General features: G+C 66.4%; 10 protein-coding genes. 5 read left to right on the top strand and 5 right to left on the bottom strand.

Annotated elements, in window-relative coordinates:
• Nucleotides 1-230: 230 nt before the first annotated feature.
• The 5 genes from LPW26_RS25025 to LPW26_RS25005 form a co-directional block, all read right to left on the bottom strand.
• Nucleotides 231-3,314 (bottom strand): efflux RND transporter permease subunit, encoded by a 3,084-nt coding sequence (locus LPW26_RS25025; protein WP_238738475.1) that lies wholly within the window; start codon nt 3,312-3,314, stop codon nt 231-233.
• Entirely contained in the window at nt 3,315-4,247 is a 933-nt protein-coding gene (locus tag LPW26_RS25020) for an efflux RND transporter periplasmic adaptor subunit (RefSeq protein ID WP_238738474.1), read from the bottom strand.
• Between the two features lie 340 nt (nt 4,248-4,587).
• Complete coding sequence (locus tag LPW26_RS25015) at nt 4,588-5,226, bottom strand: OmpA family protein (RefSeq protein ID WP_238738473.1); 639 nt, start codon at nt 5,224-5,226, stop codon at nt 4,588-4,590.
• A 128-nt stretch (nt 5,227-5,354) separates the two neighbouring features.
• On the bottom strand, nt 5,355-6,857 hold the full coding sequence (locus LPW26_RS25010) for a caspase family protein (protein ID WP_238738472.1): 1,503 nt from the start codon (nt 6,855-6,857) through the stop codon (nt 5,355-5,357).
• Nucleotides 6,858-7,018: 161 nt separating this feature from the next.
• Complete coding sequence (locus LPW26_RS25005; RefSeq protein WP_238738471.1) at nt 7,019-7,510, bottom strand: MarR family winged helix-turn-helix transcriptional regulator; 492 nt, start codon at nt 7,508-7,510, stop codon at nt 7,019-7,021.
• 130 nt (nt 7,511-7,640) lie between these two features.
• Between LPW26_RS25005 and LPW26_RS25000 the strand changes: the two genes are divergently transcribed.
• The 5 genes from LPW26_RS25000 to maiA all read left to right on the top strand — a co-directional run bounded on the left by LPW26_RS25000 (nt 7,641) and on the right by maiA (nt 12,714).
• Complete coding sequence (locus LPW26_RS25000; RefSeq protein ID WP_238738470.1) at nt 7,641-9,257, top strand: FAD-dependent oxidoreductase; 1,617 nt, start codon at nt 7,641-7,643, stop codon at nt 9,255-9,257.
• Nucleotides 9,254-9,493 carry a DUF2783 domain-containing protein gene (locus LPW26_RS24995; RefSeq protein WP_238738469.1) on the top strand — a complete coding sequence of 80 codons (240 nt, stop codon included), beginning with the start codon at nt 9,254-9,256 and terminating at the stop codon, nt 9,491-9,493. The genes LPW26_RS25000 and LPW26_RS24995 overlap by 4 nt, the downstream gene beginning before the upstream one ends.
• A 204-nt stretch (nt 9,494-9,697) precedes the next feature.
• Nucleotides 9,698-10,651: an MBL fold metallo-hydrolase gene (locus LPW26_RS24990; protein ID WP_238738468.1), complete on the top strand. Its 954-nt coding sequence runs from the start codon at nt 9,698-9,700 to the stop codon at nt 10,649-10,651.
• Between the two features lie 54 nt (nt 10,652-10,705).
• On the top strand, nt 10,706-12,052 hold the full coding sequence (gene hmgA / locus LPW26_RS24985; protein WP_238738467.1) for a homogentisate 1,2-dioxygenase: 1,347 nt from the start codon (nt 10,706-10,708) through the stop codon (nt 12,050-12,052).
• The gene (maiA, locus tag LPW26_RS24980; protein WP_238738466.1) at nt 12,049-12,714 is read left to right on the top strand and encodes a maleylacetoacetate isomerase; all 666 of its coding nucleotides are present in this window, start codon (nt 12,049-12,051) and stop codon (nt 12,712-12,714) included. Before hmgA ends, maiA begins: the two co-directional genes overlap by 4 nt.
• The last annotated feature ends 197 nt before the right edge of the window (nt 12,715-12,911 follow it).

Here is a 12,911-nt window from a genome sequence, read left to right as displayed (position 1 = left end):
ACGCCGTCATGCGCGGGCTCGACCCGCCTGCGGGGCCGGAGCCCCTTCGGCGCGGCGAAGGCCCGCGCATCCATCGCGCGCGGAGCGCTGAGGAATGCCCACTCGCGAGGAGAGACATCTTGCGAAGAGGATGGATTGCCGGATCAAGCCCGGCAATGACGGCGTGTAGTGAGGGCGATGCCGTGCTTCTTAAGTCATCTGCCTCGCAACTAAGCGTCCTCACCCGCTTATCAGCGCCGCACGTCGCTCTCCGTCTCCCCGCGGTGGCTCAGCAGCTTGCTGCCGAAGCGCCAGAACAGGCGGCCGACGTCGTCCATCATCATGAACACCGCGGGCACGAAGATCAGCGACAGCACGGTCGAGAAGATCAGGCCGCCGATCACCGCCAGCGCCATAGGCGAGCGGAATTCGCCGCCGGCGCCGAACGCGAGCGCGCTCGGCATCATGCCGGCGACCATCGCGATCGTGGTCATCACGATCGGGCGGGCGCGCTTCTGGCCGGCGTCGATGATCGCTTCCTCGCGGCTCTTGCCGGCGCGGATCGCCTCCAGGGCGAATTCGACCAGCATGATGGCGTTCTTGGTGACGATGCCCATCAGCATCAAGATGCCGATCCACACCGGCGTGGTGAGCTGCTTGCCGGTGATCAGCAGCGCGCCGATCGCGCCGCCGATCGACAGCGGCAGCGAGAACAGGATGGTGATCGGCTGCAGGAAGGTGCCGAACAGCAGCACCAGCACCGCGTACACCATCATCAGGCCGCCGGTGATCGCGGTGGCGAAGCCATCGGACAATTCGGCGAGGCTCTCGGCGTCGCCCGACGGGCTGACGCGGACGCCCTTCGGCAGCGACTTCATCACCGGCAGATCCTTGATCTGCCTCTGCGCGTCGCCGAGCGCGGCGTTGCCGACGAGATCGGCCGCGACGGTCGCCTGCCGCTCGCGGTCGTAGCGGTTGATACTGGTCGGGCCCTGGTCGAACTTGACGTCGGCCACCACCGACAGCGGCACCGAGCCGCGGCCGCCGAAGATCGGCACCTGCAGTTGCTCCAGCGTCGGCAGGTCGCCGCGCGCGCCGTCCTCGAGTTGGACGCGGATCGGCACCAGCCGGCCGCCGGCATCGAACTTGGCGAGCGCCGGGCCGACGTCGCCGATGGTTGCGACCCGGATCGTCTCCGACAGGCTTTCGGTCGAGACGCCGAGCCGGGCGGCGAGATCGGCGCGCGGCACGACACGTAGTTCGGGCCGGTCCAGCGAGGTCTCCGAGATCACGTTGGAGACGATCGGGATGCGCTTCATCTGCGCCGCCAGTTCCTGGGCGACGTTGTTGACGATGTTGCTGTCGGCGCCGGTCACCACGAGCGCGATCGCCCGCAGGCCGTTTTCGTCGAGGAACCAGTAGCGAATGTCAGGGACCTGATCGAGATCCCGGCTGATTGCCAGCTCGAGCTCGCGCTGGGTGATCTTGCGGTCGCCCTTCGGCGTGTAGTTGATGATCAGCGAGGCGCGCCGCACCTCCTGAATGCCGGGCGGCACCCGGCCGCCGTCGACAAACACGCTGCGCACCTCCGGCCGCTTGCGCAGCATCGCGACGATACGCTCGGTGGTCTTTTCAGTCGTGCCGATCTGGGTGCCGGGCGGCAGCTCCATCGCCATCACCGAGCGCGCGGTGTCCTGCGCCGGCAGGAAGCCCTGCGGCAGCAGCACGATGCTCCAGATCGACAGCACGAAGATCGCCAGCCCGATCAGCACGGTGACGTAATGATGCCGCACCGACCAGGTCACCAGCCGGGTGTAGGCCTGCAGCACACGGCCAGGCGGCTTCTCTTCGTGCGGCGCGTCCTTCAGGAAGTAAGCGGCCAGCACCGGCGTGACGAAACGTGCCGCCAGCAATGAGAAGAACACCTGCACCGAGACGGTGATGCCGAACTGCTTGAAGAACTGCCCGGCGATGCCGGACATGAAGCTGGCCGGCGCGAAGATCGCGATGATGGTCAGCGAGATCGCGATCACCGCGAGGCCGATCTCGTCCGCCGCCTCGATCGCCGCCTCGTAGGGCGATTTGCCCATTCGCATGTGGCGGACGATGTTCTCGATCTCGACGATGGCGTCGTCGACCAGGATGCCGGTGGATAACGTGATGGCGAGGAAGCTGACGAGGTTCAGCGAGAACCCCAGCATGTCCATCGCCCAGAACGCCGGGAAGATCGACAGCGGCAGCGAGATCGCCGCGATGACGGTGGCGCGCAGGTCGCGCAGGAACAGGAACACCACAATCACCGCGAGGATGGCGCCCTCGAACAGCGTCGAGATCGCCGCCTCGTAATTGCCTTTGGTGTAGTCGACCGAGGTGTCGATCAACTTGAGGTCGACGTCCGGATGCTGCGCCTTCAGCGCGTCGATGCGCTTCTGCACGGCTTCGGCGACGACGACGTCGCTGGCGCCCTTGGAGCGCTTGATACCGAGCGCCACCACCGGCTCGCCGTTGACGCGCGCAAAGGTGCGGCGATCCGCGATGGTGTCGGTGACGGTGCCGAGATCGTCGAGCCGGATCTCGCCGCCGGACGGCAGGCTGACCATCGTGCCGGCGAGTTCGTTCAGCGTCTTGGCGCCGGCCAGCGTGCGGATCGCCTGGTCGTTCTTGCCGATCTCGGCGCGGCCGCCGGCGAGATCGACATTGGTACCACGCAGTCGCCGCGACACGTCGAGCGCTGTCAGGCCCGCGGCCTTCAGCCGGTCGGGATCGAGCGAGACGAGTATCTCGCGCTCGACACCGCCGATGCGCTCGACCTGGGCGACGCCGCGAACGCCCTGCAGGGCACGCTTGACGACATCATCGACGAACCACGACAGCTGCTCCGGCGTCTTGCCGGGCGAGATCGCCGCATAGGTGACGATCGGCAGGCCGATGACATCGACGCGCTGGATCAGCGGTTCGTTGACGTTCTGCGGCAGGTTGGCGCGCACCCGCGTCACCGCGTCCTTGATGTCGTTGAGCGCGCGATCGGTGTTGGTCTCCAGCGCGAACTGGATCGTGGTGACCGACAACCCGTCAGTGACCGAGGAGGCGATATGGCGGACGCCCTCGACGCCGGAGACACCGTCTTCGATCGTCTTGGTGATCTGCGCCTCCAGTTCCGCCGGCGCCGCGCCGAACTGAGCGACCGCGACAGAGATCACCGGGATGTCGGCGCTCGGCAGCCGGGTGATCGCCAGCTTGGTGAAGCTGATCCAGCCCAGCGCCAGCAGGATGATCGAGAACACGATCGAGGGCAGCGGATGCCGGATCGACCAGGAGGAGACGTTGAGGCCCATTTAGCGCACCCGCGATCGGTCGAAATCGTCCTGCACAATCGGTTTGATCAGATCGCCGTCGTGCAGCGACGTGCCGGCATCGGCGACGACGAATTCGCCCTCGCGCACACCTTCGAGCACTTCGATACTGCTGTCCGACACCAGCCCGATTTTCACCTTGCGGGTCTCGACAGTGGTGCCCTTCACCACCTGCACCCTGAGGTGATCGACCGCCTGGCGCGGGATGGCGACGCCGCAGCTGCGCCGCGCGTCGATCGTCGCCTTGACGAAAAGGCCGACGCGCAGCGCCGGTGAGTTGGTGACGGAGATGCGGACCTTGCCGAGCTGGGTCTTGCGGTCGATCTGCGGCGCCACCAGCCGCACCTTGCCGACCAGATCGTTGCCGCTGTCGAGCCCGATCCGCGCCGGTGCGCCGACCGTGACCTTCAGGGCCTGAATGCTCGGCACCTCCGCTTCGACCTCGAGTTCGTTGCCGACCGCGATCCGCATCATCGGCCCCGCAAGCGGCGAGGCCGGTGCGCCGACCGCGGTGCGCAGTTCGGTGATCAGTCCCGCGGCGGGGGCACGCAGCGACCGCGCGCCGCTCGCGCCGACCATGCGGATCAGTTCCTGATTGTCGGTGACGACATCGCCTTCGCGCACCAGCACATCGGTGACCTTGCCGTCACTCTCGGCGATCACCACGGCCTCCTTGCGCGGCACCACGAAGCCGGTGACCCGCACCATGTCGGAGAAGCAGGCATTGGTCGCCTTCGCGACCGTGACCTGCACGCCGCTCGGCGGGGGCTCGGCCTTCTCGGCGGCGAGGGCGTTGAGGTTCACCAAGCAGCTCAGCGTCGCGCAGACGCCGAAAATGCCGGCGCGCGATGCGTGGCGCGGCAGCGCCGATCGCCGCGGCCTAGGCGCGCCGCTGTCGATCCATAACTCGGTCATCGGCGCACTCGCGTCATCGGAATTTCACCGGATCTCGGTTGGAAGATTCGTGTCGCCCGTTGGTCGTCCGGCGAAGCTGCCCCCCGCCCGGGGCCGCGGAAATCTACACAGGGCGGCAAATCGGCAAAAGGGCAAAAGCGGTCGGCAAGCAGCGTCGGGTAGGCCGCGGAGGCGCCCCACATACGTTCGTCATCCTCCGCGAAAGCGGAGGACCAGTATTCCAGAGCGCGTGCAGCCGGGGCACTGCCAACGAACGCATGCTCTGCAATACTGGGTCGCCCGGACGAGCCGGGCGATGACCGCAGTGGGGGTGAAGCGGCGCGCGCAAGCGAGGCGAGTTTCACTTCGCCGCAGTCGTTTGGCTGGTCATGTTGACGACCTGGACGCGGCGGTTGGTCGGATCGGCCGGGTTCGCCGTATCCTTCGGCTTGCTCTTGCCGTAGCCGACGGTGACGAGATCGCTGCCGGCGATACCGAATTTTTCGACCAGTGCGCGCTTGATGGTGTCGGCGCGGCGCTCGGACAGTTCCTGATTATACGGCTCGCTGCCGATGCTGTCGGTGTGCCCGGCGACCACGAAGGTCGACCCCTTGAGGTCCGGATTGGACAGCGCCTTGCCGAGCGCTTCGACGGCGGGCGCGGCCTTTCGGCTGATCGTGGCGGAGTTGTAGTCGAAGGTGATTTCCAGATCGATGGCCGGCTTGTCCTTGGCCAGCGTCGCGATCTGTTCGCGCTCGCCGAGCGACAGCGAACGCGACGGCCGGTTGCGCAGCGTGTCGACGAATTGCCGCTCGGTCGGATCGGCGGCGGGGCGCTCTGCGGACAGGCTGCGGGTCAGCGGCTTCTTCGGCGCCAGCGCGCGCAGGATCTGGTCTTCGGTGGCAACCTCGGCGGCTGCGGCGATGCCGACGCCGAGCGACAAGGCGGCGCCGAGGCCGAGGACGGTGCGGACGAAGGCGAGACTGGATGTGGTCGACATGGCAATTCCCCCTGCGCCGTTGGGCGTTGTGTGCAGCCAGATTGAGATGGCCGGTGCGGCCGTCTCGACTCGTCGTCGCGGCCGGAGCCGAGGAGGTTCAATCCGCCGGTCGCGATGCCGCGCGGCGGTCACTCGACCCCGTAGCCGGCGAATTCCTTGACGATGTTCGGATCGAGCCCCTTGGCGGTGGTCACGTCGATCTCGCCTTCGGACGTCAGGCCCAGGCGCTGGCGGGCAAGGCCGCGCCCGTACAGCGACGAGGTCAGCCGCGGATTGATCTTCAGCGCGGCATCGAAATCGGCGATCGCGTTCTTGAACTGGCCGTTCTTTAGGTTGAGCAGGCCGCGACTGTCGAGCGCATCGACGAAGTTCGGCCGCAACCGCAGCGCCTCGTTACAGTCCTTGAGTGCCGCCGGCAGTTCGTTGATGACGGTGCGGACCCAGCAGCGATTGTTGTAGGCCTCGACATCGCGTGGATTGAGCCGGACCGCATCGTCGAAATCCTTGATCGCCGACCAATACGCACCCTTGCTCGCATAGACCTGCCCGCGTCGATAGAACGCATTCGCGTCGGCCGGATTTTCGTCGATCCGGTTGCTGAGGTTCTGCACCGTCGGATCGTCACGCAGCGCCAGCCGGACCTTTTCGTCGTCCTGCTTGGGATCGAGCTTGGGGTCGGGATTGGTGGCGCCCAGTTCTTTCGAGAGGGCCTTGGGCACGTCGATCGGCTGCGGCAGATCGATCTGCTTGGCGAGATCGGCGGGCTTGGTCGGCTCGCTCGGCGTCGGCGTCGGCGTCGGGCTCGCAGTCTTGGCGCTCGCAGCGGGGGGTGCGGCGGGCTTCGGCGCTGCGCTGGCGGCGGCCTGTGCCGGAGCTGGGACGAACGAGAAATCGTCAGCCAGCGACGACGAGATCCACGGCACCTGCTCGCTGCGTGACGCCCGGGTGACGCCGACGCGGGTGCGGTTGAGGGCCTCCTCGGCGCCGAGGCCGGGGACGCCGATCTCCTTCAGCAGCTCGGTGACGAACAGGCTGCGATCGCCGCCATTGTCGCCGACCACCGAACTCAGTGCGGCGGAGTACATCACCAACGAATTGCCGGGTGCGATGATCGGCGCAAGGCCGGCCGAGAAGCTGCGAAAGCGGCGCTCGAACGGATTGCGCCGCGACGCGTCGATCAGCGCGATCTTGACGCTGGCACCGCGGCTGTTGAGTTCGCCCAGCACGGTCTCGAGGCTGACGCCGTCGCGGCGCACGTCCGGCTCGGTCCAGATCTGAGCGTCGACCGGGATCATGTAGCTCTGCCGGCCGGACTGGATGCCGAACCCGCTGAAGAACACCAGCGCGACCGATCCCGGCTTGACCCGCGCATACAGCTTGTCGAACGCGCGCCGCATCGCGTCGCCGCTGAGGTTTTCGCCGACATCGACGTCGAAGCCTTGCCGCTTCAGCTCATCTGCAAGATCGCGCGCATCGTTGGCGGGCTGCTTCAGTGGCTTCTCGGCATCCGGATATTTGGCATTGCCGATCACCAGCGCGACACGGGCGCCGCGGTCTTCGGCGGCCATCGATGCGATCGGTGACGCCATCAGCAGAGTGAGGACGATGAGCAACGCGCTTCGGAGCTTCATTCAACGCCGGTCCTTGCAGGGATGCCGATCCGGGGAGGCCCGGCGGCGATCCGAGTGCGATCGTTGCCTTTCATAGTATCAATCGGCCGTGATCGCCACTGTCGCTTGGGTCGCACGACAGCGCCGATAGGTTCGGACGCCCGGCTCAGAACAAGACGGGGTCAGCCGACCGATGCCTTCTGCCCGGCCGCGTCATCGTGGCCGTGGCTCGCTTGGATCAGGTCGAGGTGGCGCTCGATCTTGCCGAGCGCGTCGGCGAGGGCGTCGCGCTCGCGAGCCGACAGGCACGACAGGATTTCCTGCTCGCGGCGTTTCAGCCGCGGCACCAGCTCGTGATACAGCGCGCGGCCTTTGGCCGTGAGCTGCAGCCGCAGCTCGCGGCGATCGTCCTCGTTCTCGACGCGTTCGATCAGTTCGCGCTCGATCAGCGCATTCACGGCGCGGCTGATGGTCGATTTGTGCGTGCGGGTGCACTGCGCAATGAATTGCGCAGTGCAGGCGTCATCGCGAAAGCCGAGCGTCGCGAGAATGCGCCAGCCCGGAATGTCGAGGCCGTAGCGCCGCTGATACTCTTCCGCCAGCGCCGTGCTGACTTCGGCGGCCAGCCGGTTGAGCCGGAACGGCAGGAAGGAGAACAGATCGAGCTTCACCAAAAATTTCTCCGGGGCCGGGTTGCGCGGCGGGACAACTGCGGCTTAGATGGTTGCAAATGAAACTATCATGCAGGAGGACGCCTTGACCAGCGATTTGCCGCGACAGCGTCGCCTGCGAGGCTGAGGGCCGATGGCGGAGCGCAAATCCTTCCAGTTCGGCTACCGCCGCCACCCGGATCAGGACCGCCGGGAGCCGGCGCGCCGTCCTGTGGTGATCGTTGGTGCCGGCCCGGTCGGCTTGTCACTGGCGATCGATCTGGCGCAGCGCGGCCAGGCCGTGGTGCTGCTCGACGACGCTGACCGCATCGGCGAGGGCTCGCGCGCGATCTGCTTTTCTAAGCGCTCGCTGGAAGTCTGGGATCGGCTCGGCGTCGGATCGCGGATGGTCGAGAAGGGCGTGGTCTGGCAGGTCGGCAAGGTGTTCCGCCGCGGCGAGATGGTCTATCGCTTCGATCTATTGCCCGAGACCGGCCACAAGATGCCGGCCTTCATCAATCTGCAGCAATACTACGCCGAAGCTTTTCTGGTCGATCGCGTCCAGGAGCTGCCGCAGATCGACCTGCGCTGGCGCAACAAGGTGACGGCGCTGGCTCAGCACAACGACCATGCGTTGCTGACGATCGAGACGCCGGATGGGCCGTATCGTCTCGCGGCCGACTACATAGTTGCCTGCGATGGCGCGCGCTCGGCTTTGCGCGGTCTGGTCGGCGCGGAATTCGCCGGCGAAGTGTTCGAGGATCAGTTCCTGATCGCCGACGTCAAGATGACGGCGGAGTTTCCGACCGAGCGCTGGTTCTGGTTCGATCCGCCGTTCCACTCCGGTCAGTCCGCGCTGCTGCACCGGCAGCCCGACGATGTCTGGCGGATCGATCTGCAGATCGGCGCCGATGCCGATGCGGCGGTCGAGCGGCTGCCCGAGAACGTGCGGCCGCGGATCGAGCGGATGCTTGGTCATGGTGATTTCTCGTTCGAATGGATCTCGGTTTACAAATTCCAGTGCCGCCGGATGCAGCGCTTCCTGCACGAGCGGGTGATCTTCGCCGGCGATAGCGCCCATCAGGTGTCGCCGTTCGGCGCGCGCGGCGCTAACTCCGGTTTGGAGGACAGCGAGAACCTCGCCTGGAAACTGGCGCTGGTGCTGCGCGGTGACGCGCCCGCCAGCTTGCTCGATAGCTACGAGGCGGAGCGCAGCCAGGCCGCCGACGACAACATCCGCCACTCCACGCGCTCGACCGATTTCATCGCGCCGCATTCCAAACAGGAGCGGCGGTTGCGCGACGCCGTGCTGGCGCTCGCCCAGGATGTCGACTTCGCCAAGCGCATGGTCAATGCCGGCAGGCTGTCGACGCCGTCGGTGTATGACAGTCCGCTCTCGACGCCCGACGTTGATAGCTGGTCCGCAGGCCCGCGGCCGGGCGCCGCGCTGATCGATGCGCCGTTGCGCTCCGCCGAGGGCGAGCGGCTGTTTCTCACCGATGCGTTCACGCAGGCGGGCCGCAACTTCGTGCTGCTCGAAAGCCCGAATGGCGTGCGCGCGCCGCTGCCCGCCGGTGTCGCGAGTATCCGTATCGGCGACGACGCACCGCTGCGCGACGAGCAGGGCGCCTTCGCGCAGCGCTACGACGCAGCTCCAGGCTCGGCCTATCTGCTCCGTCCCGACGGCTACGTCGCCGCGCGCTTCCGGCATCCGACGGCTGCTGCCATCGACGCCGCGCTGGCGCGGGCGACCGGGAGGGCCGTGTCGTGACGGCCGCATTGTCGACCACGAGCAACTTTCAAGATCCGGATGCGGCCTATCGACTGATCGTCGAGGCGCATCGCGGCATCACCGACGAACAGAGCGCAGCTCTCGACGCAGCTTTGGTGCTGATCCTCGCCAACCACATCGGCGACCTCGCCGTGCTACGCGACGCGATGACGCTGGCGAAGCGGCGGGTGGTGGAGGAAGCACAGGCGGCGTCGCGAGGAGACGAAGTGATTTGAAGCTGGCCAAGAGCAAGGCCTCTACGTTCGTCATTCCGGGGCGCGCGCAGCGCGAACCCGGAATCCCGATGTTCGGGGCAAGGCAGCGGTCGCAGAACAACTCGGGATTCCGGGTTCGCTCGCTGCGCGAGCGCCCCGGAATGACCGCGGCAACAAACAGCGCGCGAGCGCCCAGCAAGTTTCACAAGTAACAAGGACTCATCAATGGCCAAAGGTTTCGCCTCCACCACCGATCTCGCCGAGAAGAAGGTGACATTTTCCGAGATCGGCCCCGATCTCTACGCCTTCACGGCGGAGGGCGATCCGAATTCGGCGGTGATCGTCGGCGAGGACGGCTGCCTGGTGTTCGACGCGCAGGCGACGCCGGCGATGGCCAATAAGGTGATCGAGCGCGTTCGCGCCGTCACCGACAAGCCGATCAAATACGTCGTGCTGTCGCATTATCACGCCGTCCGCGTGCTCGGAGCTTCGGCTTACGGTGCCGAGGGCATCGTCGCGTCGCAGGAGACCTATCGGCTGATCGAAGAGCGCGGCCAGCAGGATTGGGATTCCGAATACGGCCGTTTTCCGCGTCTGTTCCAGGACGCCGAGAGCATTCCGGGCCTGACCTGGCCGACGCTGGCGTTCGATGGCGAGATGTCGATCTATCTCGGCAAGCGCGAGGTGCGGCTGATGCAGCTCGGTGCCGGCCATACCTCGGGCGACATCGTCGCCTGGGTGCCGGACGCCGAGGTGATGTTCACCGGCGACCTCGTCGAGTATCACTCGGCCTGCTACTGCGGCGACGCGTACTTGCGCGAGTGGCCGGCGACGCTCAACGAAATTCGCGACTTCAACCCGAAGGCGATCGCACCCGGCCGCGGCGACGCGCTGCAGGGGCTGGAGACGACGCGTGAGGCGATCGCGATGACGCGCGATTTCGTCGGCACGCTATACGGCGCCGCAGAGATCTCGGTCGCCAAGGGCCGCAGCCTCAAGGAGACATGGGACGCGACCCGCGAAATGATGGACCCGAAGTTCTCCAGCTTCGCGATCTACGAGCACTGCCTGCCGTTCAACGTGTCGCGTGCCTTCGACGAAGCGTCCGGCATCGAAGATCCGGTGATCTGGACCGCCGAGCGCGACCGCGAAATGTGGGCCGCCCTGCAGGGCGGCTGACCGACTTCACCGTCCCGGCGCGCCGGGAGCATCCCAGACCGATCGGAGGATGACATGAATATCAATGCCGCACCGCAGATCCTCGGCCACGGTTCGCAGGGCGTCACGCCCGGCTACATGTCGGGCTTCGGCAATTCATTCGAAACCGAGGCGCTGCCGGGCGCGCTGCCGATCGGCCGCAACTCGCCGCAGCGCGCGGCTTACGGTCTGTACGCCGAGCAACTGTCCGGCTCGCCGTTCACGGCGCCGCGCGGCGCCAACGAGCGGAGCTGGCTGTATCGTATCCGTCCGTCGGTGAAGCACTCCGGCCGCTTCTCGAAGGCCGAGGCCGGGTTGTGGCGTTCGGCGCCGTGCTTCGAATACGACATGCCGATCGCGCAACTGCGCTGGGACGCGCCGCCGATGCCGCAGGAGGAGCTGACGTTTCTTCAGGGCGTGCGGACGATGACGACGGCGGGCGATGTCAACACCCAGGCCGGCATGGCCACCCATCTTTATCTGATCACCAAATCGATGGTCGATCAGCACTTCTACGATGCCGACGGCGAGCTGATGTTCGTGCCGCAGCAGGGCAGCCTGCGGCTGGTCACCGAATTCGGCATCATCACCATCGCGCCCGCCGAGATCGCCGTGATCCCGCGCGGCGTCAAGTTTCGTGTCGAACTGATCGACGGTCCCGCGCGCGGCTATCTATGCGAGAATTACGGCGGCGCCTTCACGCTGCCGGAGCGCGGACCGATCGGCGCCAATTGCCTCGCCAATTCCCGCGACTTCCTGACGCCGGTCGCGGCGTATGAAGAGAAAGACACGCCGACCGAGCTCTACGTCAAATGGGGCGGCGCGATGTACAGCACCAAGCTGCCGCATTCGCCGATCGACGTGGTCGCCTGGCACGGCAACTACGCGCCGTACAAATACGATCTGCGGACGTTCTCGCCGGTCGGCGCCATCGGCTTCGATCATCCCGATCCATCGATCTTCACCGTGCTGACCTCGCCATCGGAAACCGCGGGGACCGCGAACATCGACTTCGTGATCTTCCCCGAGCGCTGGATGGTGGCGGAGAACACGTTCCGGCCGCCGTGGTATCACCTCAACATCATGTCGGAGTTCATGGGGCTGATCTACGGCGTCTATGACGCCAAGCCGCAGGGCTTCGTGCCGGGCGGCGCATCGCTGCACAACATGATGCTGCCGCACGGCCCGGACCGTGAGGCGTTCGAGTACGCCAGCAACGGCGAGCTGAAGCCGGTGAAGCTGACCGGCACGATGGCCTTCATGTTCGAGACCCGCTATCCGCAGCGCGTCACCGAATATGCGGCGACCGCCGGGACGTTGCAGGACGACTACGCCGATTGCTGGCGTGGTCTCGAAAAGCGCTTTGATCCGACCCGGCCATGACCCGCATCGCTTCGCAGGACGAACACGACGGTGCCGTGCTGTACGGCTACTTCCGCTCGTCCGCCGCCTACCGGGTCCGCATCGCTTTGAACCTCAAGGGCCTCGTGGTCGCCGAACGCTACGTGCATCTGCGCAACGGCGAACAGAATCTCGAAGCCTATCGCTGGATCAATCCGGCCGGGCTGGTGCCGTATTGGCGCGAGGGCGATTTCAATCTGGCGCAATCGCTGGCGATCATCGAGTATCTCGACGAGACCCATCCCGAGCCGCCGCTTCTGCCGAAAGACGCCAAGGCCCGCGCGATCGTCCGCGAGATCGCCTATGCGGTGTGTTGCGACATTCATCCGATCGGCAATCTGCGGATCCTGAAGCGCCTGACCGAACTCGGCGTCGACGACATCGAGCGCGCGCGTTGGTCGAAGGAGTGGATCGAGCAGGGGTTTGCGGCGATCGAGGCACGGCTGGCGCAGACGCCGGGGCCGTTCGCTTATGGCGATCAGCCGACGCTCGCCGACCTGTGCATCGTGCCGCAAATCTTCAACGCCCGCCGCTTCGACGCCGACCTCGCCCCGTTCGAACGCATCCGCCAGATCGAGGCCGAAGCGATGAAGGTCGAGGCCTTCGTTGCGGCCGAGCCGGGCCGGCAGCCGGATGCGGAGTAAGTGGGACAAGCTCATGTTGCGCACGAGCCCTCTTGATCTCTCTTCAGGGTCAGGAGCGCGATCGCATATGGGCGTGTGCGGTCGCAGCGCAGATCACCCTCCCCTGGAGGGGGAGGGTCGCTCGCGTCAGCGAGCGGGGTGGGGTGGCGAAGAGTTCATCCGCTGTGCCCGCGGCTGGGGGGGGCCCCCCCCCCCCC

Source organism: Rhodopseudomonas infernalis, from assembly GCF_022271405.1.
GTDB lineage: Bacteria > Pseudomonadota > Alphaproteobacteria > Rhizobiales > Xanthobacteraceae > Rhodopseudomonas > Rhodopseudomonas infernalis.
Note: the sequence above shows the minus strand (reverse complement) of the source record. Positions and strands in the feature narration are given on the sequence as shown.

What these genes read in the sequence shown, in the direction of transcription:
- LPW26_RS25020 (WP_238738474.1), bottom strand. Translation starts at nt 4,247, where the DNA reads ATGACCGAGTTATGGATCGACAGCGGCGCGCCTAGGCCGCGGCGATCG.
- LPW26_RS25025 (WP_238738475.1), bottom strand. Translation starts at nt 3,314, where the DNA reads ATGGGCCTCAACGTCTCCTCCTGGTCGATCCGGCATCCGCTGCCCTCG.
- LPW26_RS25000 (WP_238738470.1), top strand. Translation starts at nt 7,641, where the DNA reads ATGGCGGAGCGCAAATCCTTCCAGTTCGGCTACCGCCGCCACCCGGAT.
- hmgA (WP_238738467.1), top strand. Translation starts at nt 10,706, where the DNA reads ATGAATATCAATGCCGCACCGCAGATCCTCGGCCACGGTTCGCAGGGC.
- LPW26_RS25015 (WP_238738473.1), bottom strand. Translation starts at nt 5,226, where the DNA reads ATGTCGACCACATCCAGTCTCGCCTTCGTCCGCACCGTCCTCGGCCTC.
- maiA (WP_238738466.1), top strand. Translation starts at nt 12,049, where the DNA reads ATGACCCGCATCGCTTCGCAGGACGAACACGACGGTGCCGTGCTGTAC.
- LPW26_RS25010 (WP_238738472.1), bottom strand. Translation starts at nt 6,857, where the DNA reads ATGAAGCTCCGAAGCGCGTTGCTCATCGTCCTCACTCTGCTGATGGCG.
- LPW26_RS24990 (WP_238738468.1), top strand. Translation starts at nt 9,698, where the DNA reads ATGGCCAAAGGTTTCGCCTCCACCACCGATCTCGCCGAGAAGAAGGTG.